The 25911-nt window shown below is 74.1% G+C and carries 30 protein-coding genes; 19 read left to right on the top strand and 11 right to left on the bottom strand.

The window, feature by feature from the left end; translation table 11 throughout:
* Window positions 1-30: 30 nt before the first annotated feature.
* Window positions 31-1197, bottom strand: a complete 1167-nt coding sequence (locus GA0070613_RS05735) for an acyltransferase family protein (RefSeq protein ID WP_231929678.1) — start codon at window positions 1195-1197, stop codon at window positions 31-33.
* Between the two features lie 207 nt (window positions 1198-1404).
* Window positions 1405-3471 carry an intein-containing Rv2578c family radical SAM protein gene (locus tag GA0070613_RS05730; RefSeq protein ID WP_089011338.1) on the bottom strand — a complete coding sequence of 689 codons (2067 nt, stop codon included), beginning with the start codon at window positions 3469-3471 and terminating at the stop codon, window positions 1405-1407.
* Between the two features lie 92 nt (window positions 3472-3563).
* On the opposite strand from GA0070613_RS05730, the gene GA0070613_RS05725 reads away from it, so the two are divergent.
* A complete protein-coding gene (locus tag GA0070613_RS05725; protein ID WP_089011337.1) occupies window positions 3564-3983 on the top strand; it encodes a thiol-disulfide oxidoreductase DCC family protein in 420 nt (139 codons plus the stop codon).
* 11 nt (window positions 3984-3994) lie between these two features.
* Here the strand turns inward: GA0070613_RS05725 and GA0070613_RS05720 are convergent, their stop codons facing one another.
* From GA0070613_RS05720 to trxA, 3 genes are all read right to left on the bottom strand, one after another.
* Complete coding sequence (locus GA0070613_RS05720; protein ID WP_089011336.1) at window positions 3995-4906, bottom strand: HTTM domain-containing protein; 912 nt, start codon at window positions 4904-4906, stop codon at window positions 3995-3997.
* Entirely contained in the window at window positions 4903-5343 is a 441-nt protein-coding gene (locus tag GA0070613_RS05715) for a hypothetical protein (RefSeq protein ID WP_089011335.1), read from the bottom strand. The genes GA0070613_RS05720 and GA0070613_RS05715 overlap by 4 nt, the downstream gene beginning before the upstream one ends.
* Before the next feature lie 169 nt (window positions 5344-5512).
* A complete protein-coding gene (gene trxA / locus GA0070613_RS05710; protein WP_089011334.1) occupies window positions 5513-5875 on the bottom strand; it encodes a thioredoxin in 363 nt (120 codons plus the stop codon).
* 544 nt (window positions 5876-6419) lie between these two features.
* Between trxA and GA0070613_RS05705 the strand changes: the two genes are divergently transcribed.
* The 11 genes from GA0070613_RS05705 to GA0070613_RS05660 all read left to right on the top strand — a co-directional run bounded on the left by GA0070613_RS05705 (window position 6420) and on the right by GA0070613_RS05660 (window position 14780).
* On the top strand, window positions 6420-6935 hold the full coding sequence (locus GA0070613_RS05705; RefSeq protein ID WP_089011333.1) for a MaoC family dehydratase: 516 nt from the start codon (window positions 6420-6422) through the stop codon (window positions 6933-6935).
* A 96-nt stretch (window positions 6936-7031) separates the two neighbouring features.
* Window positions 7032-7523 (top strand): hypothetical protein, encoded by a 492-nt coding sequence (locus tag GA0070613_RS05700; protein WP_089015780.1) that lies wholly within the window; start codon window positions 7032-7034, stop codon window positions 7521-7523.
* An 87-nt stretch (window positions 7524-7610) separates the two neighbouring features.
* Entirely contained in the window at window positions 7611-8234 is a 624-nt protein-coding gene (locus tag GA0070613_RS05695; RefSeq protein ID WP_089011332.1) for a TrmH family RNA methyltransferase, read from the top strand.
* A 97-nt stretch (window positions 8235-8331) separates the two neighbouring features.
* Entirely contained in the window at window positions 8332-9021 is a 690-nt protein-coding gene (locus tag GA0070613_RS05690) for a DUF6758 family protein (protein ID WP_331716724.1), read from the top strand.
* 119 nt (window positions 9022-9140) lie between these two features.
* Complete coding sequence (locus GA0070613_RS32660; RefSeq protein WP_172875759.1) at window positions 9141-9299, top strand: hypothetical protein; 159 nt, start codon at window positions 9141-9143, stop codon at window positions 9297-9299.
* A 6-nt stretch (window positions 9300-9305) separates the two neighbouring features.
* The gene (locus GA0070613_RS05685) at window positions 9306-10175 is read left to right on the top strand and encodes a PH domain-containing protein (protein WP_089011331.1); all 870 of its coding nucleotides are present in this window, start codon (window positions 9306-9308) and stop codon (window positions 10173-10175) included.
* A 102-nt stretch (window positions 10176-10277) separates the two neighbouring features.
* Window positions 10278-10979 carry a SigE family RNA polymerase sigma factor gene (locus GA0070613_RS05680; protein WP_089011330.1) on the top strand — a complete coding sequence of 234 codons (702 nt, stop codon included), beginning with the start codon at window positions 10278-10280 and terminating at the stop codon, window positions 10977-10979.
* Window positions 10976-12241, top strand: coding sequence for a TolB-like translocation protein (locus tag GA0070613_RS05675; protein WP_089011329.1), 1266 nt, complete (start codon window positions 10976-10978; stop codon window positions 12239-12241). The genes GA0070613_RS05680 and GA0070613_RS05675 overlap by 4 nt, the downstream gene beginning before the upstream one ends.
* Window positions 12242-12290: 49 nt before the next feature.
* On the top strand, window positions 12291-13157 hold the full coding sequence (locus tag GA0070613_RS05670) for a PHP domain-containing protein (RefSeq protein WP_089011328.1): 867 nt from the start codon (window positions 12291-12293) through the stop codon (window positions 13155-13157).
* A gap of 31 nt (window positions 13158-13188) precedes the next feature.
* Entirely contained in the window at window positions 13189-13803 is a 615-nt protein-coding gene (locus GA0070613_RS05665) for a MarC family protein (RefSeq protein ID WP_089011327.1), read from the top strand.
* A gap of 146 nt (window positions 13804-13949) precedes the next feature.
* Window positions 13950-14780, top strand: coding sequence for a RecB family exonuclease (locus GA0070613_RS05660; RefSeq protein WP_089015778.1), 831 nt, complete (start codon window positions 13950-13952; stop codon window positions 14778-14780).
* A 5-nt stretch (window positions 14781-14785) separates the two neighbouring features.
* Here GA0070613_RS05660 and GA0070613_RS05655 read toward each other — a convergent pair whose 3' ends face one another.
* Together GA0070613_RS05655 and GA0070613_RS05650 are read right to left on the bottom strand one after the other, a co-directional pair.
* Complete coding sequence (locus GA0070613_RS05655; protein ID WP_089011326.1) at window positions 14786-15649, bottom strand: oxygenase MpaB family protein; 864 nt, start codon at window positions 15647-15649, stop codon at window positions 14786-14788.
* A 58-nt stretch (window positions 15650-15707) separates the two neighbouring features.
* Window positions 15708-16139, bottom strand: coding sequence for a Fur family transcriptional regulator (locus GA0070613_RS05650; RefSeq protein ID WP_089011325.1), 432 nt, complete (start codon window positions 16137-16139; stop codon window positions 15708-15710).
* Window positions 16140-16337: 198 nt separating this feature from the next.
* Here GA0070613_RS05650 and GA0070613_RS05645 point away from each other — a divergent pair, with 198 nt between their 5' ends.
* The gene (locus tag GA0070613_RS05645; protein ID WP_089015777.1) at window positions 16338-16820 is read left to right on the top strand and encodes a DUF2231 domain-containing protein; all 483 of its coding nucleotides are present in this window, start codon (window positions 16338-16340) and stop codon (window positions 16818-16820) included.
* A 16-nt stretch (window positions 16821-16836) separates the two neighbouring features.
* Here GA0070613_RS05645 and GA0070613_RS05640 read toward each other — a convergent pair whose 3' ends face one another.
* A complete protein-coding gene (locus GA0070613_RS05640; protein WP_089015776.1) occupies window positions 16837-17226 on the bottom strand; it encodes a hypothetical protein in 390 nt (129 codons plus the stop codon).
* Between the two features lie 215 nt (window positions 17227-17441).
* On the opposite strand from GA0070613_RS05640, the gene GA0070613_RS05635 reads away from it, so the two are divergent.
* Window positions 17442-17627 (top strand): hypothetical protein, encoded by a 186-nt coding sequence (locus tag GA0070613_RS05635; protein ID WP_089011324.1) that lies wholly within the window; start codon window positions 17442-17444, stop codon window positions 17625-17627.
* 31 nt (window positions 17628-17658) lie between these two features.
* Here the strand turns inward: GA0070613_RS05635 and GA0070613_RS05630 are convergent, their stop codons facing one another.
* From GA0070613_RS05630 to GA0070613_RS05620, 3 genes are all read right to left on the bottom strand, one after another.
* The gene (locus GA0070613_RS05630) at window positions 17659-18162 is read right to left on the bottom strand and encodes a flagellar biosynthesis protein FlgA (RefSeq protein ID WP_089011323.1); all 504 of its coding nucleotides are present in this window, start codon (window positions 18160-18162) and stop codon (window positions 17659-17661) included.
* Window positions 18163-18390: 228 nt separating this feature from the next.
* The gene (locus GA0070613_RS05625) at window positions 18391-18756 is read right to left on the bottom strand and encodes an FmdB family zinc ribbon protein (protein WP_231929677.1); all 366 of its coding nucleotides are present in this window, start codon (window positions 18754-18756) and stop codon (window positions 18391-18393) included.
* 40 nt (window positions 18757-18796) lie between these two features.
* Window positions 18797-19462 carry a 5-formyltetrahydrofolate cyclo-ligase gene (locus GA0070613_RS05620; protein ID WP_089011322.1) on the bottom strand — a complete coding sequence of 222 codons (666 nt, stop codon included), beginning with the start codon at window positions 19460-19462 and terminating at the stop codon, window positions 18797-18799.
* An 86-nt stretch (window positions 19463-19548) separates the two neighbouring features.
* Here GA0070613_RS05620 and GA0070613_RS05615 point away from each other — a divergent pair, with 86 nt between their 5' ends.
* The 5 genes from GA0070613_RS05615 to sepX all read left to right on the top strand — a co-directional run bounded on the left by GA0070613_RS05615 (window position 19549) and on the right by sepX (window position 25716).
* Window positions 19549-21768: a GGDEF domain-containing protein gene (locus GA0070613_RS05615; RefSeq protein WP_172875758.1), complete on the top strand. Its 2220-nt coding sequence runs from the start codon at window positions 19549-19551 to the stop codon at window positions 21766-21768.
* A 9-nt stretch (window positions 21769-21777) separates the two neighbouring features.
* The gene (locus GA0070613_RS05610; RefSeq protein ID WP_089011321.1) at window positions 21778-22737 is read left to right on the top strand and encodes a UTP--glucose-1-phosphate uridylyltransferase; all 960 of its coding nucleotides are present in this window, start codon (window positions 21778-21780) and stop codon (window positions 22735-22737) included.
* Window positions 22734-24047: a molybdopterin molybdotransferase MoeA gene (locus GA0070613_RS05605; protein ID WP_089011320.1), complete on the top strand. Its 1314-nt coding sequence runs from the start codon at window positions 22734-22736 to the stop codon at window positions 24045-24047. The genes GA0070613_RS05610 and GA0070613_RS05605 overlap by 4 nt, the downstream gene beginning before the upstream one ends.
* Window positions 24048-24135: 88 nt before the next feature.
* Window positions 24136-24744 carry a GNAT family N-acetyltransferase gene (locus GA0070613_RS05600; protein WP_172875957.1) on the top strand — a complete coding sequence of 203 codons (609 nt, stop codon included), beginning with the start codon at window positions 24136-24138 and terminating at the stop codon, window positions 24742-24744.
* A gap of 177 nt (window positions 24745-24921) precedes the next feature.
* Complete coding sequence (sepX, locus tag GA0070613_RS05595) at window positions 24922-25716, top strand: divisome protein SepX/GlpR (RefSeq protein ID WP_172875757.1); 795 nt, start codon at window positions 24922-24924, stop codon at window positions 25714-25716.
* Window positions 25717-25911: the final 195 nt, after the last annotated feature.

The raw sequence follows: 25911 nt of genomic DNA, 5'->3' as shown, positions 1-25911 counted from the left end.
TCACCCGGACCGGGCGGCCAGCCAGCGGCGTTACTGCCCCTGACGTGGCCGCCGGAGTCGTGACGGCCCCGCGACCGGTACGTCAACTCTGTCCAGCGCGCCGATCGCTCTCACGAGGGCCGGGCGCATCAGCCGTGCCGCCGGACGTTCCACGAAGCGGTGAATGCACCACGCCGCGACCAGCATGACCACGATCAGGCCGAGCCGGAGCGGAAGATACGGCAGGTCGGCCAGCTCCGCGAGGACCGTCCCGCCGATGTACTGGTGGATGAGGTAGAGCGGATACGTGAGGGCCCCGGCCACGCTGAGCCACTTCCAGTCCAACCGCAGCCAGCCCAGTGCCACCGCCGCCATCAGCGCGAAGAACAGGGCCAGCACCAGGGCGGCTGGCCAGCCCGGCAGGTCGGCGCGCCCGGAGGCCTTGTTCCAGCCGACGGCCAGCCCGACGACGTGGTTCGCCGAAAGTAGGAAGCAGACGCCGACGAGGCCCCACAACAGCAGGGTCTGGCCGTACCGGTGGATCAGGAAGAACGCGATACCGGCGATGAAGTACGGCGCCCACTCCGAGACGAGGACGGTGTTGGCGACGCCCGGGGTCTTCATCGTGAGCACGGCGCCGAAGAGCCAGGCGACGCAGAACACCACGGCCCGCCGGTAGGTCACGCCGAACCACACGACGGCCGAGAAGAGCAGGTAGAACCGCAGCTCGACCCAGAGCGTCCAGTAGACGCCGTCGATCCTCCGTACGCCAATCCCGCCCTGCAGCATGGTCAGGTTGGCGGCGATCTCAGCCAGGGACGGTGGCTTGCGGACTTGCCAGATCAGCAGGACGGCGCTGGTCAGCAGCACGCCGAACCAGTACGCGGGAAACAGCCGCACGATCCGCGAGGTCATGAACTGCCCCACCGTGTGGCCCATGCTGCTCATGCAGATCACGAAGCCGCTGATCAGGAAGAACAGCTCGACCCCGAGCCAGCCGTACGCGGTGGGCATGGAGACGAAACCGAAATAGTGGTAGCTCACGACCATGAGCGCGGCGAGGAGACGCAGGCCGTCGAGCACCCGAATCCGGGGCCGCTGCGGCTGGTGCCCGCCCTCCCCGCCGGGGGCCACGGTGGCCCGGGATGTCGTCGGTGCGGCAGTGCCGCCACCAGACACGTCCCGCTCGACAGGATGGCCCACGCTCGCGGTCAGCACCACTGATCTCCCCGCTCCCCATCGAGGTGCAGCTGTGAGGGGCTGCACGGACGAACGGGCATGTTACCGGATGTGCGCGGTCGGGCAATGCCACTGTCATCGCCCCCCGCGAGCCCACCGGCTGGGACGGTGCTCGGGATTTGTCCATCCCGGGTCGGCCGCGACCGTCCCCGCCGCCGCCACCACCGGCCGGCGGATCGGTGGATCCTAGAGCAGGGTCAGCTGTTCGGCCGGGGCCGGCGGCGGCGGCTCGGGCGGCCGCCGGTTGTCGCCGACCTCGGCGCGGTGCAGCCCGTGCCGGCGGGCCGCGATCCGCACCCGCGCGGTCAGTTCCCGCTGGTACGCCTGCGGCGCGTACGCGCCCGCCCGGTAGAGCTGGCGGTAGCGGGGGACCAGGTGCGGGAACGCCCCGGCCAGCCAGTGCGCGTACCACTCGCGGGCGCCGGGGCGCAGGTGCAGGGCCAGCGGCGTCACGCTGATCGCCCCGGCGGCGGCGACCGCCGCCACGGTGGCCTCGATCGACCCGTCGTCGTCGCTGAGCCCGGGCAGGATCGGCGCCATCAGGACTCCCACCTCGAACCCGGCGTCGGTGAGCTGGCGGACGGCGTCCAGCCGCCGGCGCGGGCTCGGGGTGCCCGGCTCGACCGCGCGCCACAGCTCCTCGTCGACGAAGCCCACCGAGAAGGAGAGGCCGACCCGGGTCACCTCGGCGGCCTGGCGCAGCAGCGGCACGTCCCGCAGGATCAGCGTGCCCTTGGTGAGGATCGAGAACGGGTTGGCAAAGTCGCGCAGCGCCTCGATGATCGGCGGCATCAGCCGGTAGCGCCCCTCGGCCCGCTGGTAGCAGTCCACGTTGGTGCCCATCGCGACGTGCGCGCCGCGCCAGCGCGGGGCGGCCAGCTCGCGCCGGACCAGCTCACCGGCGTTGACCTTGACGATCACCTTCCGGTCGAAGTCCGCCCCGGCATCCAGGTCGAGGTAGGTGTGGGTGTTCCGGGCGAAGCAGTTGTGGCTGACCACCCCGTTGGCGATGAAGTCGCCGGTGCCGGTGGTGATGTCCCACAACGGCAGCTCCAGCCCGAGCGACTCGATGCTCGTCACCCGCAGCGCCGCCTGACACTTCAGCGCCGCACCCTCGATCGACCGCTTGCGGGTGATCGCCGGATCGGTCATGTGGAAGAACCGCAGCCGCGCGGGCAGGCCACCCGTCAGCCGGATCTGCCGAACGCGGTTGGGCAGGCCGGGATCGTCCAGCACCCAGGTGAACCCGAAGCGGTCCAGGGCCGCGGCCGTCTGGTCGAGGATCTCGTCGTCGCCGTTGCTGATCCGGAAGACGCCCCGGCTGCAGCTTCCCTCGGCGTCGAAGATGCCGGCGAGGAAGCCGAGTCGCCAGTCGTCGGTCGGCTTCTCAGGCCAGCGGATCAGCTCGGCGATGGCGTCGATGTCGCGCTGCCGGGAGGTGCGGACGGCGGTGATCGCCCGGCGGGTCGCGCTGACCGGGGCGAAGGAGAAACGCTGCGTCCTGATGCCCGCGTCGCTGAGGAACCGTTCGGTGCGACCCAACCCTTCCTCGTCGGCCAACGCCAACCGGAATCGGTGCACCTTCCCGTAGGAGTTCGGATGGCTGCCGAGGCTGGCATCGCCCCTGACCATGCCGCAGAGGTAGCCCTGCCGGTAGTCGGCCGAGTCCTTGGGCGCGGCGGCGAAGCGGCCGGTCCCGATCAGCCGGCTGTTGGTCGTCAGGTAGGGGCGCGGCCCAGCACCGGCCATGGCGCCGGTCACGTACTTCCAGCCCCGATCGGAGAGAAAGCGATGGTCGCCGCTCGCCACCAGGGTGGTGCCGTCCTCGAGGGTCACCCGGTAGGCCGGCTTCGCCGTGGACCACTTGTCGAGGACGGTGGTAACGACGTATCGACGGTAGGCACCCCGGCGCTCGGTCCCGTAGATCCGGTCGCCCGGCTCCAGTTCGCTGATCGGCTTCGTGCGGCCGTCCGCCATCAGGATCGGGGTATCACCAGACATACAGTAACGGCACGCATGCGAGCAGCCCCGGTACGGGTTGATCGTCCACTCGAACGGGACGCGGGACTCCCCGGGCACCCGGTTGATGATCGATTTGGCCCGCACCTCGTAGAAGGTCATGCCGGCGAAGCCCGGGGTGTCGAAGGTGCGGGCGATCGCGCCGGGGAGCGCCAGCGGCAGGGGTGGAGCCGCTGGCGCTGCCCCGTCGGGAATCCCCTCGTCCGGGGGAGCGGAGAGGTTCTCCCAGCGCATGGACCTCATTCGAACACGCGTACGAACGATGTGCAAGTGACTCGCCGGACACCGGCGCCCGACGCGCGCCGGGCGGGTGGAGGATGGGGGGCATGGAGACGTCGACCTTCGTCTACGACGGCGACTGCGCCTTCTGCAGCCGCTGCGCCGAGTTCATCGAGCGCCGGATCCCGACCGGCGTCCGCGTGCTGCCCTGGCAGTTCGCGGACCTGGCCGCACTCGGCCTGACGGAGGCCGAGTGCGAAGAGGCGGTGCAGTGGGTCGGCGCCGACGGCTCCCGCGCGGCGGGTCCGGACGCCATCGCCAGGCTGCTCGGCGACAGCGCGCCGCTCTGGCGGGTCGCCGGGGCCGGCCTGCGCTTCCCGCCGGTGCGGGCGGCCGCCTGGCCGGCGTACCGCTGGGTGGCCCGCAACCGGCACCGGCTGCCCGGCGGCACCGCCGCGTGCTCGCTGCCGCAGGAGGCGCGCGAGCGCCTCTACGGCCCGACCGGCCGGCCCACCGCCGGCTCCTGACCGACAGTCGGCTACGGCGTGGCTGGCCCGACTGCCGGCTCGGGGCCGGTCAGGGCAGTCGGCGGCGCGGCCGCGTCGTCCGGGACGGCCGGCTGGCCCCCGCGGGCGAGGAGGCGACGCGCCCACACCACCGGGCGGACCTTCTCCAGCGGCAGGAAGCTGGTCATCGCCGCCAGGTGCGGGGCGAACGAGATCGTGATCGTCGCAACGGTGACCAGGTGGAACGAGTAGAAGAAGCCCACCGTCGCCAGCCGCCACCGTTCGGGCAGCACGAACACCACCGGGCTGAGCAGCTCGAAGGCGAGGATGCCGAACTGGGCGACGATCAGCAGGTGCGGCACCTGGGCGACCAGGTCCGCCAGCTCGGTGCCGCGTCGGATGATCGCGCGCGCCAGCACCGAGCCGGTCGCCCAGTCCAGGCCGCCGAAGCGGAACTTGGCCCAGGCCGCCAGGAAGTACGTGCAGATCACGGCGATCTGGGTGACCCGTAGCGCCCAGCCGCCGGCCTCGGTGCGGGTGGCGTCGCCGTGCCGGGCGCGGCCGGCGGTGGGCAGCGCGGCCAGCGCGACGAGCAGCCCGACCCGGTCGTGGTCGACCTTGCCGTAGCTCATCGCGACGACCATCCACTCGAAGTAGAGCGCGAAGACCGTCCAGCCGAGCAGCCGGGGCGCCCGTCCGGTCGCGGCGAGCAGGGCCAGCACCAGCAGGGCCCAGAAGAGCAGGCCGACCAGCGCCGGGGTGGGGGTGGGCAGCGGGAGCAGCCGGCCGATCAGCAGCGGGTGGTACAGCTCGCCGGGCACGTCGACCCGGGCGCGTACCCAGGGGGTGAAGACGACCAGGTCCGCGGCGACGAAGAGGTAGACCAGGGTGCGGAAGGCGGCCACCCGGCCGCGGGGGACGGCCTCGGTCAGCCAGCCGCTCATCGGTCGGCCTGCCAGCGTACGGCGGTCTCGTCGGTCCACCGGCCGGTCGGGCGGCCGTCCCGGATGCCGTACCAGCGGATCACGATCCGCATCTCGACCAGCGCGGGCGCGGCGGGGTGGCGTTCGGCGTACGCGTCGGCGACCTGGCGCAGCAGCGCGGGGTCGGCAACGTAGCGGCCCTGCTGACCCTCGATCTCGGCGCGGCGGATGCCGGTGGCGTCCTGGCCCAGCTCGACCACCGCGCCGGTGCGGTCGACGCCCTCGACCCGGGTGTCCGGGGCGGGCGCGTCCGGCGGGTCGGAGGTGGAGTACATCCGGAACGGCCCGAACGGAAAGTCGTCGTCGGTGCCCCGGACGGTGCCGACGAGGAGCAGTGCCAGCCCGAGCGCGGTCACGCCCAGCCGGACCGCGCGTCCGCGGGTGGTCAAGGTCTCCATCGGTTGGGGACGATACGGGATCGGGGTACCCGGAAGGCCTCCTTCCGTCGTCCACTCCTCGCTGACCGTGTCGCCGGTCCGGGGAGTCCGGAGAGCGGCAGTGAGCTCCGGAAACGGCGCCGGCCGGGCCCCCGAGCGGGGACCCGGCCGGCGCCGGAGTGGTGGTGGATCAGTGCTTGTGCTCGGCCATCTGCTTGCGGACCTCGTCCATGTCGAGCTGCTCGACCTGCTCGATCAGGTTCTCCAGGGCGGACTCCGGCAGGGAGCCCGGCTGGTTGTAGACGATCACGCCGTCCTTGATCGCCATCACCGTCGGGATCGAGCGGATGTTGAACTTGGCGGCCAGCTCCTGCTGCGCCTCGGTGTCGACCTTGCCGAAGGTGATGTCCGGGTGCTTCTCAGAGGAGCGCTCGTAGACGGGGGCGAACTGCTTGCACGGGCCGCACCAGTCGGCCCAGAAGTCGAGCAGGACGGTGCCGTCGCTCTCGGCCACCTCGTCGAAGTTGGCCGTGGTCAGCTCAACCGTTGCCATTGCACTCTCCGATCAGCGCGAATTACCTACGTCCTCTGGAACCAGGGCGGGTGTCGTCGCATTCCCGACGCCGGCTCGTCGAAACGCCCGGTGACGAGACGGTGACGTGCAGCGGTATCGAACGCTATCTGTGCTCACCGAACTGCGGAACGCAAGTGCGAGGCGCAGTTGCGTGACGAGCCGTAATGGGAGCGCTTCCAAGGAGATCGATTGGATTGAGCGCTACGAATCGGTAACTTGGGCCTTGACATGGAGCGATTCGGTCCGCAGAGATCGCTCCCACGGACAGCCTCGGTGACTCCCGGTAGTGTTACAAAAAGATAAATGTGACGCCCGTCTCTGTCCGGGCGGTATCGCCGTACGGCAGAATCTGTCGCATCAGAGCGTGGGCGGCGGGTGCCGGGGAGGGCCCCGCCGCTCATTGCGTCTCCCCCGGTTGTGGCCGGTGTGACATTTCCTCACCACCAGCGCCCCGGTCGATGCCTTAACAAGCGGTAAGGCATGCTGTGCCGAACTCCATCGCCGCCCGTCGAAGGGGACAAGGATGCAGTTCGGCCGCTACTACGAGGAGTTCGAGGTCGGCGCGGTCTACCGGCACTGGCCCGGCAAGACGGTCACCGAGTACGACGACCACCTCTTCTGCCTGCTCACCATGAACCACCACCCACTGCACATGGACGCGCACTACGCCGAGACGGCGAGCCAGTTCAAGCGCAACGTGGTGGTCGGCAACTACATCTACTCGCTGCTCCTCGGCATGTCCGTGCCGGACGTCAGCGGCAAGGCGATCGCCAACCTGGAGATCGAGTCGCTGCGGCACGTGGCCCCCACCTTCCACGGGGACACCATCTACGGCGAGACGACCGTGCTGGACAAGCGGGAGTCCTCCTCCAAGCCCGACCGGGGGGTGGTCGCGGTGGAGACCCGCGGCTACAACCAGGACGGCACGCTGGTCTGCGTCTTCCGCCGCAAGGTCATGGTCCCCAAGAAGGAGTACGCGGCCGCCGCCGTGCCCGACGGCGTCGACCCGGAGCGGCCGAGCTTCCCCGAGCCGCGCTGACCTCCCGTACGGCCCAAGGGCCCCTTGCCCGCCGCGTTCCGGTGGGGAAGGGGCTCTTTTCGCTGTCCGGGGCATATGCTGACGCCGGAGGTCCCCATGAGCCACTCCGTCGCCGGAGAGCCGCCCTCTGCCGGACGCCGTGCCGCACCGCTGACCACCGCCGTCTACTCCGCAGCGGAATGGGACCTGTTGACCGGCTTGCCGGGCCGGGTCCTCGTCGCCGCCGCCTCGCCGGGTCCCGGGCGTCCGCCCCGGGGGGTCAGCGCCGGGCTCGCCGGTCTGGACGCGGTGGCCGCCGGGCGGGGTTTCGACAGTGACCTGGTCCGGGCCGTGGTGGCCGCGATCTACGCCCGCCACGACGGGACCTCCACCGGGGGTGAGCGGCTCACCGACGTGGTCGACCTGCTGGCCGCCTGCCGGGCGACGGTACGCGTGCTGGAACGCCGGGCCGACCCGGCGGACTCGGCCGCGTACCGGCAGTGGGTGGAGTCGGTCGCGGCGCGGGTCTGCCGGGCCGCCGCCGGCGAGTCGAGCCCGGCCGACCGACGGTTCCTCGACCGGGTCGGCGGCGCCCTGGGGCTGCGCTGACCCGCGACGCCCGCGGCTGCGGCGTCCCGGCCGGGACGGAACCCTCGCCGCGGTGGCGGCCGGCAGGGGCCGTACCCTCTGGAAACCGTGACCGGTGACCAGCTCGACGTGGGTGTGGGGCCGTGGCCCGGCGACCTGCCGGACGACCCGCGGTACGACCCCGAGCTGCTCGCCGAGGGTGACCGGCGCAACGTGGTCGACCGCTACCGCTACTGGCGGCGGGAGGCCGTGGTGGCCGACCTGGACCGGCGTCGGCACGCCTTCCACGTGGCCATCGAGAACTGGCAGCACGACTTCAACATCGGCACGGTGGTCCGCAACGCCAACGCCTTCCTCGCCGCCGAGGTGCACATCGTCGGCCGGCGGCGGTGGAACCGGCGGGGCGCCATGGTGACCGACCGCTACCAGCACGTCCGGCACCACCCGACGATCGAGGAGTTCGTCGAATGGGCGGCGGCCGAGCGGTTGCCGGTGGTCGGCATCGACAACCTGCCGGGTTCGAAGCCGCTGGAGAGCAGCACCCTGCCGCGCCGCTGCGTGCTCCTCTTCGGCCAGGAGGGCCCCGGCCTGTCGGACGCCGCCCGGTCGGCCTGCGACGAGGTCTTCTCCATCGCCCAGTACGGCTCGACCCGCTCGATCAACGCCGGGGTGGCCAGCGGCATCGCCATGCACGCCTGGATCCGCTCGCACGCCGGCCCGCCGCCGGACTGATTTCCCCGGTCGGCCCGCCGGCTCCCGTCGTACTGATTCCCGGGCGGGTCCGTTCGCTCCGCTTGACGGGCCGCCTGCCCGGGGCGACGGTGGTGGTGTGAGTGTCGCGGTGAGTTGTCCGAGATGTGCGGGCCCGGTGCGGGAGCCGGACCTGATGCACGGTGAGTCACGCTGCCTGCGGTGCGGGCCGGTGTCCCCGCTGCACGTGCCCGAGCACATCGGCGCCGAGATCGTGGCGAGCGTGGTCGAGCAGGTGGTGACGGCCGCCGACCGGCCGGGCGTACCGCTCTGGTGCCCCTGGCCGCTCCCACCCGGTTGGACGCTGACCGGGGTGGCGTGGGCCGGGGACGAGCGGAGTGGCGTGCGGGCCACGGCGGTGGCCTGCGCCGGTCCGGCCCCGCTGGACGGTGGACCGGCCGACCTGCTCTTCGTGGCGGAGGAGCCGGGCGTCGGCCTGGGCACCCGGTTCGCCGGCGTGCCGGGCCCGGACCCGGGGCCCGAGCTGGCGGCGGCGTTGACCGATCCCGGCCCTGGTCACGCCGAACGCCTACCGCACGCCAAGATCCGGGTGGGCGGCCACCCGACTCCACTGTGGCTGGTGAATTCGCCGACGGATCGAAGTGCGTACGCCGGCGAGGCTCGGGGTATGTGGCTGCATGCGATAGCCTGGCCGGCGAGTGCGGGTCACCTCCTCGCGGAAGAAGTCGTGCTGCACGACCTCGCCGAGTGGACTCCGCCCGAACTCGTGTACGGCGCACCATCTCCGTACCTGCACGGAGCGGCCTGACCGGCCGATCCGGGCGAGTCGGATGCCGAACGCAGATATTCACTGTACGACACGATACTGATACTCTGGGTACCCCCGGTGATAATGGGGCCCGGCGCCGCGCGAGAGGATGGCCCACCATGGTCAAGAAGGTCCTCACCTGGGCCCTGGTCGCATTCTTGATCTTCTTTGTCGCCTACCGGCCCAACTCCGCCGCGGACGTCGCCAAGTCGCTCGGCGGCGGCATCATGGACATCGCTCAGGGCTTCGGCGACTTCTTCACCAGCCTCGTCGCCTAACCGCCGATGGGAAGCCCCTCCGGTCCACCCTTCGACCCCGACGATCCCGACCGGGAACGCCGGGAGCGCGACACCGAGCCGATCCCCCGGATCGAGCCCGACGACGGTCCCGGCTACGGCGCCGGCCCGGGCCTCGGCGACGGTCCCTCCCTTTCGGACGACGTCGGTTACGGCGACGGGCCGGGCTACGCCGGCGAGGGCCGCTCCGGCCGGGCCTGGATCCGCGATCCGGAGGCCGGTTACCCGCAGATCTCCGAGGACGAGCTGGCGGGGCTGCGCGCCGACGCGGCCGGCATGGCCCCCCGCCGGGTGCTGCCGCTGGAGGACGAGCCCAGCTCGCTGGTCGCCCGCTACCTCTTCCCCACCGAGCGCTACCGGGGCGAGTGGAAGCGGCACTGGATCCACCTCTCCACCCCGATCATCGTCGGCATCGCGGCGACCTTCGTGCTCGGCTACCTCTCCGGCTTCCTCGCCGGGCGGGACGTGGGCGCGCTGACCACCGTCGCGGTGCTGCTCTGGTTCGCGGTGATGGGCTGGGTCGCCTGGCGGGTCGCCGACTGGTGGTACGACCGGTTCATCCTCACCAACAAGCGGGTGATGGTGGTCAACGGGATCATCACCCGGCGGGTCGCGATGATGCCGCTGGTCCGGGTCACCGACATGAAGTACGAGCAGACGCCGAGCGGCCGGGCGCTCAACTACGGCACCTTCGTGCTGGAGTCCGCCGGCCAGGAGCAGGCCCTCCGCGAGATCAAGAACCTGCCCAACCCGAACGAGCTCTACCTGCGTGTGGTCGAGGAGATGTACGAGCCGCAGGCGGTCGAGGCGCGGTTGGGCAAGGAGGCGGACGAGGCCAAGGCCGACGACGGGGCGTGAAACTTTTCGTCCGAACATCGGAGGAACTGCGCACCATTTGCCGTCGACCCGACCCTCCCGGCCGTGGCAGCCTGCCATGGAGGACGGGCGCGGAGGTGAGCGGTGGCGAGCAGGGACCCGCTGGAGGAGGAGTTCCGCGAGTTCGTGGCGGCCCGCTCCGGCGCCCTGCTGCGCACCGCCTACCTGCTCGCCGGGGACTGGGCGACCGCCGAGGACCTGCTCCAGACCGCGCTGACCAAGACCTACCTGGCCTGGAAGCGGCTCGGCGGGATCGAGGCCCTCGAGCCGTACGCCCGCCGGGTCCTGGTCAACACCTCCACCAGCTGGTGGCGGCGCCGCTGGCACGGTGAACGCCCCACCGACGTGCTGCCCGAGCGGGCCGGGGTCGACGAGATCGAGCAGCAGCTCGACCGTGACGCGCTCTGGCGGCACCTGAGCGCGCTGCCCGCCCGCCAGCGGGCCGTGCTGGTGCTCCGCTTCTACGAGGACATGTCCGAGGCGCAGACCGCCGCCCTGCTGGAGATCTCGCCGGGCACCGTCAAGAGCCAGACCTCGCGGGCACTGTCCACCCTGCGCCGGCGGCTCGGCTCCCAGGCCGCTCTCGGCCTGCCGGCCGAGGACGCGACGTCGCCCGCCCGCCCGGCACCGCGTACCCCGGAGCGTCCCCGACCCGCGGCGGCCCCGACCCCCGCGACGGCCCCGACCCGTGCGGCGGCGCCGACCGCGCCCGCGGTCCGGCCGGCCGCTCTCACCGGCCGCTCGGCCGCCGCCCGGCCCGCCAGCGTCCCGGCGGAGACCCGATGAACCGGACGACCAACCCCTGCGACAACCAGACCGAGGGTCCGGAGCGTCCATTCGCCGTGACGCAGGACGAGCTGGAGCGGGCGCTGCGGGAGACGTTCGCCCGTCGGGTCGCCGCGCCGGTGCCGATCGCCGCCGACCCGGCCGCCCTGGCCATCCGCCGGGCCAACCGGACGGTACGTCGCCGCGCCCTGACCGGTCTCGCCCTGGCGGGGGCGGCCACGGTCCTCGTCACCACGGGCATGGCCCAGCTCGGCGACCGGCCCGGTCACCAGGGCACCCCGACCGTGGTGCTCGGCGATCCCCGCAACCCGCCGGCGTCGCCGCTGCCGACCGCGTCGCTGCCCACGCCGCCGAAGGGGCCGGTCGGGGCCGAGCTGGATCTGATCATCGGCTCGTGGATCGAGAGCAGCGGCGGCGAGCGGCGGGAGCTGACCGGCGTGGGTCCGGTCGACCGGGCGCAGCGGCTCGCCGACTACGGCGGCTGGCTGGTCACGTCGGTGGCCACCGCCGCCGGTCGTACCCTCTGGTGGGTGCCGCCCAACGGCAGTGCGCCGCAGGTGCTGCTGGCCGGCGCGGACGCGATCGCGCTGGCTCCCGACGGACGGCAGGTCGCCTGGCGCGACGGCCGGGAGGTGCTCGCCGCCGGCCTGGTCGGCGGCCAACTGCTCGCGACCACCCGCACGCCGGCCCCGGACGGCGCGGTGCCGGTCGGCTTCGCCGGTGACGCGGTCCTGGTCCGGCAGCCCGGGCCGGGCGGCTTCACCGTCTGGCGGCGGTTGGCCGGCGCGCTGCCGTCCACTCCCGAGCGGAGCGTGCTGAACGTCTACGGCGTGCTGCCCGACGGCCGGGTGGTCGGCCAGGTCTCCGCCGGTACGCCTCGGCGGCCCTGCCTGGCCCTGCTCGACCCGGCTCGCGGCCTGGCCCCTTTGCGCACCGGCTGCGGGCCGGAACTGGGCACCGACGGCCGGGGCGGGGTCTCGGTCGACGGGCGGTGGTTGCTGGTGAACGGGGCCGGGAAGGGTGCGCTCCTGGTCGACCTGGGCACGCTCGGCTCGACGGTGTCGGCCCGGGCCGCCGGGCCGGCGGTGACCGACGTCGTCGCCTGGACGCCGAACGGGACCGCGCTGCACGTCGACGGCGCCGGCGGGCTCGTCCGGGTGCGGGTCGAGCGGGTGCTGGCCGGTGAGCGGCCCGGCGCGGCGCCGGTCGACGGCGTCGCACCCGGCGACCGGCCGGTCCTGGTCAGGGACACCGTCTCCTGACCCTCGGGGCCGCCCGGCGGCGGTCGGCCCGGACCGGTAGCGTCGGCGGATGACCGCGGCGCCCAGGATCGACCTGCACACCCACTCCACCGCCAGCGACGGCACGCTCAGCCCCGAGGAGCTGGTCCGGGCCGCCGCCGACGCCGGGCTCGACGTCGTGGCCGTCACCGACCACGACACCACCGCCGGCTGGGACGCCGCGGTACGCGCGCTGCCGCCCGGGCTCACCCTGATCCGCGGCGCGGAGATCTCCTGCCGCTGGTACGGGGTCGAGCCGGCGATCCCGCTGCACCTGCTCGCGTACCTGTTCGACCCGGCCGAGCCGGAGCTGGTCGCCGAGCTGGCCCGGGTCCGGCTCGCCCGCGAGGAGCGCGGTGAGCGGATCGTGGACCTGCTGCGCGCCGACGGCATCGACGTCAGCTGGCCGGAGATCCTGGCCGGCGCGGCAGGCGGAACGGTCGGCCGGCCGCACATCGCCCAGGCCCTGATCCGGGCCGGGCTGGTGGCCACCACCACCGAGGCGTTCGGACCGGACTGGCTGGGGGAGCGGTACCGGCTGCCCAAGGAGGACATCGACGTCTTCCGGGCGGTGGCGCTGGTGCGGGCGGCCGGCGGCGTCCCGGTGTTCGCCCACCCCCGGGCCACCCGGCGGGGCCGGATCGTGCCGGACGAGCTGATCGTCGAGCTGGCGGCGGCCGGGCTGGCCGGCCTGGAGGCCGACCACGAGGACCACTCGCCGGCCGAGCGGGCCCACGTCCGCGGGCTCGCCGCCGAGCTGGGCCTGCTGGTCACCGGGTCGTCGGACTTCCACGGCACGCACAAGACCGTCCAGCTCGGCGCGCACACCACCGACCCCGGGGCGTACGAGCGGATCGTCGCCGCGGCCCGCGGGGTGACCCCGATCGCTTCGGGCTGAACCGTTCGGACGCCGCGGCTACCGTGTCCGGGTGGATCTCAAGCTCTTCGGCGAGGTATTCGTGACCCTGCTGGTCATCACCGACCCGCCGGGCATGATGCCGATCTTCCTCGCGCTGACCGGGCCGCTGCCGGCCCGGGACCGGAACCGGGCGGCCTGGCAGGCCGTCGCGCTGGCGCTCGGGGTGATCGTGATCTTCGCGGTGGCCGGGCAGACACTGCTCGCCTACCTGCACGTCGACCTGCCGGCGTTGCAGGCCGCCGGCGGGTTGCTGCTGATCCTGGTCGCCCTGGAGCTGCTCACCGGCAAGGCGGACGACCCCAGCCAGCAGGTGACGTCCAACATCGCCCTGGTGCCGCTGGGCACCCCGCTGCTCGCCGGGCCGGGCGCCATCGTCGCCACCATGCTCTTCGTCCAGCAGGCCGGCGGGCTGGCCGACTACACCGCCATCGCCGCCGCGATCGTCGCGGTCATGGCGGCGGTCTGGGTCGTGCTGCGCTTCTCCGGCGTGATCGTCAAGATCCTCCGGCCGGGCGGGATCGAGGTGCTGACCCGGATCGCCGGCCTGCTGCTGGCCGCCATCGCGGTGCAGCTCATCGCCGACGCGATCGCCGCCTTCGTGACCCAGTACCTCACCATGAGCTGACCGGCCCGGCCCGCCGCCGCCCGGTGTCGTACCGGAGTGGCAGGATCTCAGGCGTGCGACGACCCTCCCCGACCGGACGACCGGGCACCGGCGGCCGGGCACCCCGGCCCCGCGCCGAGCAGGCCGAGCAGCTCGGCTTCGAGGGCATGCCGGAGCGGCTCTTCGTCTGCACCCCCAGCAAACTCGGCGCGTACGCCGACTGCCCGCGCCGCTACCGCTACTCCTACGTCGACCGTCCGGCGCCGCCGAAGGGCCCGCCGTGGGCGCACAACTCGCTCGGCGCCAGCGTGCACACCGCCCTGAAGAACTGGTACGCGCTCGCCCCGGAGCGCCGCCGGCCGGAGGCCCTGGCCACCCTGCTCCGCGGCACCTGGGTGCGCGAGGGCTACCGCGACGACGCGCAGGAGCGGGACGCCTACCGCCGGGCGCTGGCCTGGCTGGAGTCGTACGTCGCCGGCCTGGAGCCCGGGGACGAGCCGGTCGGCGTGGAGCGGGTGGTGGCGGTCAGGACCGGGGTGCTGGCCTTCAACGGCCGCGCCGACCGGATCGACTCCCGCCCGGGTGAGGACGGCCCGGAGCTGGTCATCGTCGACTACAAGACCGGCCGCACCGGCCTGGACGCCGACGACGCCCGCGGCTCGCAGGCCCTCGCCCTCTACGCGTACGCGGCCGAGCGGGTGTTCCGCCGGCCCTGCCGCCGGGTCGAGCTGCACCACCTGCCCACGGGCACGGTCGCCGCGCACGAGCACACGACCGAGTCGCTGGCCCGCCAGGTCACCCGGGCCGAGGAGACGGCCCGGGACATCATCGCCGCCGAGCGGGCGGTCGCCGACGGCGCCGACCCGGACGAGGCCTTCCCCACCACCCCCGGGCCGCGCTGCGGCTGGTGCGACTACCGCCGCACCTGCCCGACCGGCGCCCAGACGCCGGGCAAGGACCCGTGGGCGGCCGTGGAGCGCGTCGCGGACCAGGACTGACCCGCTCAGGCGGCCTCGGTGGTGGCGGTCAGGCGGGCCGCCCGCTCCCTGGCCGCCTGCTGCAACGGGCCCTCCCGGTAACGGCGGGGCAGCGCCGCGAGGGCGAGCCGGAGTGCCCGGACGCTCAGGTCCGCCGAGAGCGACGTCGTGGGCAGCCCCGGACCGCCGTACATCCGGCGCGCCCAGGCCGGGAGCAGCCCCAGCGCGGTGCCGGCGATCCCGAGGTACGCCCACCGGGCCGGGCCGAGGTGCAGGCCGAGCCTGACCGGCAGGCTGAGCTTCCACGGGATCGGCGGGGCGGTCAGGAAGAGGGCGGTCTCGGCGGCCTCCTTCGTCATCCGCAGGTCGCCGCGGATCCGCCGGTAGTAGTCGGCCACCTCGGCGGCGGTGCCGGGCACGTCCGCCGGGTCCAGCCCGACCAGGGCCGCCGCCCGGCGCTGCTCGGTGTAGTAGCCGTCGACCTCGGCGTCGGTCAGGGTCAGCCCGGACCGGCGGGCCGTGCTGACGAAGGACTCGACCTCGGTGACGTGCACCCAGCGCAGCAGCTCCGGGTCGTCGATCCGGAACTCCTCGCCGGTGAACGGGTCGCGGGCCCGCATCCGGGCGTGCAGCGTACGCAGCCGGCGGCCAGCCGCCTCCGCCTCGGCCGTGGTGCCGTAGATCGTGGTCGCCACATAGGTGGCGGTGCGGATCAGGCGACCCCAGGCATCGGTCTGGTAGCTGCTGTTCTGCGCCACCCCCGCCATCGCCCGGGGGTGCAGCGCCTGCAGATAGAGCGAACGCAGGCCGGCGACGATCAGGATCGGCTCCTCGTGCACCTTCCACGTGACCGATCCGGGACCGAAGAGGCCGAGGTCATCGGTGTCCACCGCCCAAGAGTGCCATGCGGCGGGACGCCTGGTGCGTGCGCGTGAGGGCCGAACGACGTCAGTCGTCGGCGGAGCGGCGGGTCTGGCAGGTGGGGCAGAGGCCCCAGAAGGTCACTTCCGCCTCGTCCACCTCGAAGCCGTGGCTGGTGTTCGGGTCGAGGCAGGGGGCGCTGCCGGTCGCGCAGTCGACGTCGGCGATCTCGCCGCAGCCCCGGCAGACCACGTGGTGGTGGTTGTCCCCGGCCCGGGCCTCGTATCGGGCGGGACTGCCGGCCGGCTCGATCCGGCGGGACAGCCCGGCCCGGGAGAGCGCGCCGAGCACGTCGTAGACCGCCTGGGTGGAGACCGAGTCCAGCCGTTCGCGGACCCGGCGGGTGATCTCGTCGACCTCCAGGTGACCCCCGCCGGCGAGCACGTCCAGCACGGCGAGGCGCGGTCGGGTCACCCGCAGGCCCCTCGACCGGAGCAGCTCCTCACCACCACTGGACATGACGCAATGACAGCACGAGCCCACCGGGGCGACAAGCGAGCCGGCACCGGGGTGGCCCGGGACACAGCCGCCAGATGGACCAGATTGCGGTGAACCTCGACCCCGGCTCCCGCGTGTACCGGAATGATGAACAGCGACGGCCGTCACACCGTCGTACGCTGATCGCCCGCGGTACCCGTCCACTCGCCGGAGGTGTCGGTGTTCAGGGAAGTCAATGGTCTGCCGGGTCACGTCCTGGTCATCCATGCCGTCGTGGTGCTGGTGCCGCTGCTGGCGCTGCTCTCCGTCGCGTACGGGGTGCTGCCTCGCTGGCGGTCCCGCTTCGGTTGGGCGGTGGCCGTCCTCGCGGTGCTGACCCCGATCGTCACCTTCGTGGCAAAAGAGTCCGGCGAGGAGTTGGAGAAGGTGCTGACGGGGCAGGGCTACCCGCCGGAGGGCCTGCAGAAGATCCGCGAGCATTCCGAGTACGGCGACACGCTGCTCTGGTTCACCCTCGGCCTCGCCGTGGCGGCACTCCTGCTGCTGCTCGTGACCAGCGGCCTCGAACGGGTGCGCAGGCTGCCCTCGTGGCTCGGCTGGGCACTCACGGCAGTGGTTGCCGTCCTCGCGGTGTTCGCGCTGGTGTACGTCTATCGCACCGGGGACAGCGGGGCCAAGATGGTGTGGAGCAACATCGTCTGACACCGGGCCGGCCGGCTCAGAAGATCACCCGGGAGCAGAGCAGGCAGACCAGGAGGACCAGCACCACCGCCGCCACCACGCCGACGCCGTAGGTGAGCCGTTGGGCCTGCTGCTCGGCGCTGTCCATGCCGGCCATGTCCTGCGGGGGCAGCTGTCGCGGCGGCGGCACCTGCACGTGCACCGGCGGTCGCCAGCCGGGCGGCGGCGGCACGGTCGGCGGGGGACCGGTGTACCCGCCCGGCCCGGCGCCCGCGCCCGCCGCGCCGGGGCCCGGGCCGGCCATGGGTCCACCGGCGCCCGCGCCCACCTGGCCCGCGGTCGGCTGGCTGGTCCCGTCGGTCGGCGGCTGGTCCGGCGGGCGCCGCCAGAACTCGTCCCCGGGGCTGGCTCCGCTCGGCGTCGTCACGCCGTCCGACGCTACCAACGGCTCGGCCGGCCGGCCGCCCGACGCGGCCGGCATCTTCCGGCGACCGCGTGCCGGTCCGGCACCCGGTCGCGGACCGACGCGGCAGCCGTCGTGGCCGTGGCGAGCCGGTCGGCGATCGTGGTGCCGGCTCCGGCCGCTCCCTCCGCTGCCCGATGGCGCCACGTCGTCCCCGGTCGGCGGTATCCTTGCCGCTCGTGAGCACCGAGGACCCCGGCGTGCAGGGCGCGCGCGGCGACGACGACGACCGTACGGTCGACCTCAGCGACGACTTCGTGGTGCTGCCCGAGCAGACGGCGGACGACACCGACCGTGGCTGGGGCGAGCGGGCGGGCGGCAACGACGACTGGCTGCTCGCCGAGCGGCCGCCGCACTGGGACTGATCGGCCCGTCCCGGGGCCCGACGCGACCGGCTCAACCCCGGACGACCACGGCGAACCGGCTTCCCTCGGGCCGGCCGACGGCGCGCTGGGCCTGCTCGGGCCGGAGCGCCAGGTAGAGCGCCGACGACCCGTCGGCTGCGTCCGCGCCCACCACGTCGAGCACCAGCGCCCGGGAGGCGACGAGGACGGCCTCGCCGGCTGCCCCGCCAGCCGTTACGACCAGCAGGTCCACCCGGGCGCCCGGGTGGAGCACCGCGAGGGCGGCCGGCTCGGCCAGCCGGACCGGTACGCCCACCGCGCCGTCGGGCAGCGGCAACGCGTCCCCGCCCGACCCAGGCCGGGTGGCGGCCGGGCTGGCCGACGGGGTCGGGCCGAGCGCGGCCGGAGCTGCCCCCGGTGGGCAGCCCGACGGTGTCCGCAGGACGGCGGCGGCCAGGCCGAGCAGCATCGCCACCAGCGTCACCCGGAGCAGGGTGCCGCCCCGGGGCAGCCCGCGCCAGCGCACCGGACGCAGTGATTCCTCGCTCGCCGTCACGCCAGTGCCTCCCCGCCTCGGCCAACCCGGCGCCGCCGTCCGACGGCGCCCGGTCAGCAGGCTAAAAGCGGGGAGTCCCCGGAGGCGGGCCCGCGTGGGCCGCCTGTGGACAACCGGCCCACCTGTGGACAACCTCCGCGCCGGCGAGGGATGTGCTACGCCCGAACGGATCTGTGGGCTCGCCGGGCCGGTGCGGTCAGCGCCGGTGGCGTCCGGGGCCGGCCGGGATCAGGACGAGGAGCTGGAGGTGCTGGCGGCCGGGGTCTTGGCGGATCCGCCGCTGGTCGAACTGGACGAGCCGTTCGACGTGCCGTTCGACGAGCCGGAGTCGCCACCGGAGGACGACTCGGACTTCGCCGGCTTGCTCGGGGTGCTCGCCGCGGTGTCCGAGCCCGATGAGCGCGAGTCGGTGCGGTAGAAGCCCGAGCCCTTGAAGACGATGCCGACCGAGTTGAAGACCTTGCGCAGCCCCCCCTCACACGCCGGGCACTCGGTCAGCGGCTCGTCTGAGAAGGACTGCACCGCCTCGAGCTGCTGGCCGCACGCGGTGCAGGCGTACTGGTACGTGGGCACGTTCTCCTCCGGATCTGGCACGGCCGGTTGGCACTCGACGTAATCGAGTGCCAATGGTGCGTCATCGGGCCCGGGTTCGTCCACCTGAAGTGTGTGGGCCGACACCGGGTGCCTCGGCAAGGGTACGCAGCCCCTCGGCGGGCGTGACAACGGCGCGGACCGGGCGGTCGTGCGGCTGCGCGGGGACGCTCTCCACCAGCTCCCCGTCGTGCAGCAGCGCCACCGTGACGGTCGTCACGGGCACCCGGGCCAGCGCCCGGTCGTACGAGCCGCCGCCGCGGCCCAGCCGCAGCCCCCGGTGGTCCACCGCGAGGGCCGGGACGATCACCAGCCCGGCGTCGGCCACCGCCGACCGCCCCAGCCGGGGGCCGACAGGCTCGCGCAGCCCACGCCCGGCCGACACCAGCGCCGCCGGGGCCGTGTACGCCGCCCAGTCCAGGTCCAGGTCGTCACGGAGCACCGGCAGCAGCAGCTCGGCCGCCGGCTCCAACGCCGCCCGCAGCACCGCCGGCAGGTCCGGGCCGCCCGGCTCCGAGCCGACCGGGACGTACGCGGTCATCCGGGCCGGGCGCAGCCGGCGTACCAGGGAAATCAGCTCGGCCTGGACGCGCGCCGCCGCCTCGGCCCGCTGCGCACCGGTCAGCGAGCGGCGGCGGGCGAGCAGCGCGACCCGGGTCTCCCGCTTCGCCTCATGCGCCACATCCGCTTCATCAGCAAATTCCGGCAACGCAACACTCCTCACGCAACGCTCGTATGACCGTTGCTCTGTGTCAGCATCGCAACATCGGGCGCGCAACTTTCCGGGGGGAAGCGTTGACGCTACGCGGGCGGTTGACGGCGGCCTTCCTCGCGGTGGTGCTCGGCCCCGTCCTGCTCGGCGCGTTCTTCGTGGGCTCGACCATGTCGGCCGTCGACCGGGGCCGCTCCACCGAGCGGCTCGGGCTGGCCGCCGCCGGGGTGCGTACCTCGGTGGACGCCCTCTGCCAGCAGTTGCGCGCGGCGGCCGACGCGGTCGCGCTGGTCGCCGACCCCGCCGCCCGGCCCGGCGCGGCGACCCAGGTGGTCGGTCGCGGCCTGGCCGCCGCCGTCCGGGTCACCGACACCGCCGGCCGGACCACCTACGCCACCCCCGGCGGGCCGGCCGAGCCCTGGCAGGACTGCTCCGGCGTCCCAAGGGCCAGCGGACCGGTCCGGGCGCTCGCCGCCCGGGTCCAGCTCCGCGACCCCACCGGCGCGGACCTCGGCACGGTCGTCGCCGCCCAACCCGTCGACCCGGCGTTCGTCGCGCGCCTCGCCGCGGTGACCGGCGTCGCGGTCACCCTCCTCGACGACGCCGCCGGCCCCGTCCGGGTCACCCACACCACCGAGAACCGGGCGGTACGCGCGGCGGTGCTCGCCGCCGCCGACCGGATCGACGGCGACCGGGTCACCGCGACCGCCGACGGCCGGTACGTCCGCCGGGTCGGCCCGGCCCCGGGGCAGCCGCTGCCGTTGGTGCTCTCGGTCCCCGGCGAACGCCCACCCGGCCTCTACGCCGCGCTGGTCGGCGCGGTGGTGCTGGCCGCGCTGCTGGCGGTGCTGGCCGCCGGGCGGCTGGCCCGGGTCACCACCCGGCCGCTGGTGGAGCTGGCCGGCGCGGTGGACCGGGTGGCGCACGGCGACCTGAGCACGCGGGTGCCGGTGCGCACCCGCGACGAGATCGGCCGGCTGGCCCTCGCCTTCAACCGGATGACCCGGGAGACCGGCACCTACGTGACCGCGCTGACCAGCAGCCGGGACCAGCTGCGCGGGCACCTCGCGGTGCTCGGCGACACCCTGGCCAGCACGCACGACCTGCACCGCATCCTGCGGGTGATCCTGCACAGCGCGATCGCCGCGACCGGCGCCCGGGCCGGGGCGGTGCTGCTGCTCGACGCCGGCGGTGTGCTGGTCGGCCAGTGTGCCGAAGGGCTGGAGGGGCGCTGGGCCGCCGACGACCCGACCGACGCGGCGACGCTGCGGGTGCCGGTCGGCGTGGGGGTCGTCGGCGCGGTGATCGCCACCGGGGAGCCGCTGCGCGGCCGGTGGGAGCCGGCGACCGCGGCGACCGGGGAGCCGCTGTGCGAGACGTACATCGCAGTGCCCTTCGCCGCGCCCGGGGCCGCGGAGCTGGGCGGGCGCGGCGACCCCGACCGGCCGGGCCACCCGCCGGCCGGCGGGGACGGCGACGGCGGCGCGGCCGGCGGCGGGACACTCGGGGTGCTGGCCCTCTACGACCGGCTCGGCGCCGACGAGTTCGACGACGACGACCTGGAGACGCTGCGGACCTTCGCCGGGCACGCCGCGGTCGCGGTGGACAACGTGCGGGTGCACGAGGAGGCGCAGCGGCTGTCGCTGACCGATCCGCTCACCGGGCTGTGGAATTACCGCTACCTGCGCGAATCGATCCGCCGGGAGGTGGAGCGGGCCAACCGGTTCGGCCGGATGCTCAGCGTCCTGGCGCTGGACCTGGACCGGTTCAAGGACGTCAACGACACCTGGGGCCACGCCGCCGGGGACGCCGTGCTGGTCGAGTTCGCCCGCCGGGTACGCGGGGAGATCCGCGAGGTGGACCTGGCCTTCCGGCACGGCGGCGAGGAGTTCGTGGTGCTGCTGCCGGAGACCGACGCCCGGGGTGCCGCCATCGTCGCCGAGCGGCTCGGCGCGGTGGTCCGGGGCAGCCCCGTGCCGGTCGACGGGCACTCGGGCGAGCCGGTGCTGGTACCGGTGACCGTCTCCATCGGCATCGCCGTCTACCCCGACCACGCCGCCACCGGCCAGCACGTGCTGGACGCGGCGGACGACGCCCTGTACGCGGCCAAGGCCGCCGGCCGGGACGGCTACCGGGTGGCACAGCCGCCGGACCCGGCGCCCGCGCAGGAGCTCCCGGTGGTGGCCGGGGCGGTCAGCCCGCCCGACGGACAGCCCCGGGCCGGCGCCGTGGACGCCGCGGGCGGGGGCCCGAGCGGCGCGTCTTCCGGTCCTCACCCGCCGCGGCAGAGCCGTGGCCGATAGTCTCGCGACATGTCGGAGCACTCAGCGAACCCCTCAACGACCGCCGCGACCGGTCGTCCGCGCGCGGTCAAGGCCGTCATTCCGGCCGCCGGCCTGGCCACCCGGTTCCTGCCGGCCACCAAGGCGGTGCCGAAGGAGCTGCTGCCGGTGGTGGACCGGCCGGTGCTGCAGTACATCGTCGAGGAGGCCACCCAGGCCGGCATCGCCGACGTCCTGCTGATCACCGGCCGCGGCAAGACGTCGATGGTGGACCACTTCGACCGCCGCCCGGACCTGGAGGCCCGGCTGGAGGAGAAGGGCGACACCAAGACGCTGGAGGCGGTGAAGCGCCCCAGCGAGCTGGCCGAGATCTACACCTGCCGCCAGCCCGAGCAGCTCGGCCTCGGCCACGCCGTCGGGTACGCCGAGTTGCACGTCGGGGACCAGCCCTTCGCGGTGCTGCTCGGCGACGAGTTCGTCAAGCCGTCCGAGCCGCTGCTGCCGGCGATGCTGGAGCTGCAGGCCCGCACCGGCGGCATCGTGCTGGCCTTCTTCGAGGTCGACCCGGCCGACACCAAGCGCTACGGCATCGCCTCCGTCGAGCCGGCCGAGGGCGAGCTGACCGACGTCGGCGACGTCGTCAAGGTCACCGGCATGGTGGAGAAGCCGAAGCCGGAGGACGCGCCGAGCAACCTCGCCGTCCTCGGCCGGTACGTGCTGCCGGGGAAGATCTTCAACGCGATCCGGCGGACCGAGCCGGGCAGCGGCGGCGAGATCCAGCTGACCGACGCGATGGAGCTGCTGCGCACCGAGGGCACCCCGGTGCACGCCATCGTCTACCGGGGCACCCGCTACGACACCGGCATGCCGCTGGGCTACCTGCAGACGGTCGTCCAGATCGCCGCCGAACGGGACGACCTGGGCACCGAGTTCCGCAAGTGGCTGGCCGAGTTCGTCAACTCCGACGCGTCGGGCGGTCCCAGTACATGACCGCGACGGCCGACGCCGAGGCGGCCGCGAACGGGTTGACGCCGCTCGCCGACTACCTGGGCAGCGTGCTGCGCAGGTTACGCGCGCTGCCTCCGCTCGACCTCGACCTCACCCAGGCGTACGGCAACGTCCTCGCCGAGGACGTCGTCGCGCCGCACTCGTTCCCCGCCTTCGACCAGTCGGCGGTGGACGGGTACGCCGCACGCTGGGAGGACATCTCCGGCGGGAGTCGGGGGCCGGGATACGTCCCGGCCCCCTCCGGCACGCCCGGTGGCCGCAGCATCCGGCTGAACGTGGTCGGCGATCTCGGCGCGGCGAGCTGGCGGCCGGTCCGGCTCACCCCGGGCTCGTGCTTCTCGGTGGCCGCCGGGGCGCCGCTGCCCATCGCCGCGGACGTGGTGGTCCCGGTGGAGTGGACCGACCAGGGCATGGCCGCGGTGGAGATCTTCCGCGCCCCCAAGCGGGGGTACGGCGTCCGCCGCGCCGGTGAGGAACTGCCCGCCGGCACCCTGCTCGCCCGCGCCGGCACGTATGTCTCGCCGGCGCTGGTGGCCGTCTTCGCCGCCACCGGCATCGGGCACGTGGTGGTCCGGCCCAGCCCCCGGGTGGTCATCGTGGCCACCGGCGACGAGCTGGTCGACGTGGGCCGGGGCAGCCAGCCCGGGCAGGTGGTGGACGCGAACTCGCACGCGCTGACCGCCGCCGCCGCCGAGGCGGGCGCGCTGGCGTACCGGGTGGGGATCTGTGACGACGACCCGGAGGGGCTGCGCGGCCTGCTGGAGGACCAGACGCTGCGGGCCGACCTGATCATCACCACCGGCGGCACCGGCACCGGGCCGGGCGACATGGTCCGCCGGATCCTGTCCCGCCGGGAGGGCGGCCGGGCCGGACCGGTGGTCTTCACCGACGTCGCGCTCTATCCCGGAACGGCCCTCGGATTCGGTACGGTCGGCGCCGAGGAGGTGCCGGTGGTGTGTCTTCCCGGTGAGCCCGGCGCGGCGCTGATCGGCTTCGAGGTGCTGGCCCGGCCGGCCATCCAGTTGCTGGCCGGCGCGGAGCCGGTGTTCCGGCCCAGCGTCCGCGCGCACCTGCTGGAGACCCTCTCCTCCCCGGTGGGGCTGCGCGAGTTCCGCCCGGCGCACGTGGCCGAGCGGCGCGGCGGCGGGTACACGGTGCAGCCGCTCAGCGGGGGGCCGTTCACCCTCTCCGGCCTCGCCGAGGCGAACGGGCTGCTGGTCCTCGGCGAGCGGGTCACCACGGCCGCCGCCGGGTCCACGGTGGACGTCCTTCTGCTGGACCGGCGTCGGTGAGCGCGAGGAGTGAGCTTGCGAGCCCCGCGGTCGCGACCGGAAGGTTAGCTCGGTGAGCTGGTTCCAGCGGCCGCCCGGGTGGCCGGCGGTGCTGGTGGACGGTCCGGTGGTGCTGCGGCCGTACCGGCGCTCGGATGCGGCCGCCTGGTCGGAGGTGCGGCGGGCCAACCGGGCCTGGCTGTCCCCTTGGGAGTCGCACCTGCCCGGGAGCTGGGACGAGTCGAACTCGCCGGCCGCCTTCCGCTACGTCCACGTTGACCAGCGCCGCTCGGCGCGCACCGGCGACGGCATGCCGTTCGCCGTCTGCCTGCGGGAGAACGGGCAGGAGCGGCTGGTCGGCCACCTCAACATCGGCAGCATCGTGCGGCGGGCGTTCTGCTCCGGGTACGTCGGCTACTGGGTGGACTCCCGGGTGGCCGGTCGCGGGGTGATCCCCACCGCGGTGGCGCTCGCCGTGGACCACGCGTTCGGCCCGGGCGGCCTGCACCGGGTCGAGGTGAACATCCGGCCGGAGAACCGGCCGTCCCGACGGGTGGTGGAGAAGCTCGGCTTCCGCGAGGAGGCGTACCACGTCCGCTACATGCACATCGACGGCGGCTGGCGGGACCACATCGGATACGCGATGACCAGCGAGGAAGTGGCCGCCGAGGGCGGGCTGCTGGCCCGCTGGCACCGGATCCGCTCCGCCCCTGAGTGAGCCGTCCCACGGGCGGGATCGGCGCGGCGCGCCGGCTTGACGGTCGGCGGCCCGTAACCTCAAGTAACTGCAAGCTGTGGCAAGCGCTGCGCGCCCGCAGGATCTGCGCCATGGACGACCATCCGGGGAAGATCCTGCGGCCGACCGGCGGTTGCCCCGAACTCGGTGACGGGAGGGGTGAGGGTGCCGACCTCGGTGCTCCTCGCCGTCCTCGCCGCCGCCGGCCTGCTCGCCCTCGCGCCGGCACTGGTCCGCCGGTACGACGCCACCGAGCGGCTGGTGGCGGAGCGGGCGCAGTCGACGGCGCGGGTGCTCCAGCGCCGCCGGCGGCGCCGCACTGTGCCGGGACGCCGCCCCGTCAACCCGGCCCGCTCCCTCACCATCACACTGAGCGAGGATTCGGGCACCGGTAGTCTGGCCGCGCCGATCTCGGCCCCGCCGGCCCCACGCCGCCCGAACCGGCTGCGCGCGGTGCCGCCCGCCCCGAGCAGGTCCCGCCGACGGCACCCGCCGAAGCGGCGCCACCACACCCCGGCGATCTACCGCCGCCGCCGGGTGCTCGCCGCGCTGCTGCTGCTCAACTTCGTCGAGCTGATCGGCGTGGTCCTGGTCAGCCCCGGGTTCTGGATAAGCGTCTCCGTCACCGGGACACTGCTGGTGGCGTACGTCGTACACCTGCGGCAGCGCGCCCTCGCCGAGCGCCGGCGGCGGCGCGCGGAGGCCCGGGAGGCGGCCTGGCTGGCCGCCCGGCAGGCCGAGGTGCGCCGGGAGCAGGCCCGCCGCGCCGCAGCCCGCCGGGAGGCTCAGCGCCGCCTGGCCGCCCAACGCGAGGCCGTCCGCCGTACGGCGATGGGCCTCGACCGCCCCGCCGACCTCCCGGCCGCGGCGGCCGGCGGCTCGGTCTCCTACCGCCGCACCGGCGGCCTCCGCGGCCGCCCCTACCAGTCCGGCCGCAACCCGCACTCGGCCTGACCCACCGCCGCCCTTTCTTGATCGACCCCACCTCGGCGAAGGGGGATCCCGGGGCCCGGGACACCGCCACCTCGGCGAGGTCGAGTTGATCATGGGCGGGTTTCGGAGGGGCGATTCGCGGCGGGGGCCGGAGACCTGCTAGCCTTGTCGCCGGCCCGCCCGGTGAAAGCCGGGTGGGACCGACGCTGGTTCGCC

Origin of the sequence: Micromonospora inositola (assembly GCF_900090285.1) — a bacterium.
Classification (GTDB): Bacteria; Actinomycetota; Actinomycetes; order Mycobacteriales; family Micromonosporaceae; genus Micromonospora; species Micromonospora inositola.
This window is presented reverse-complemented; position numbering and strand designations above follow the sequence as displayed.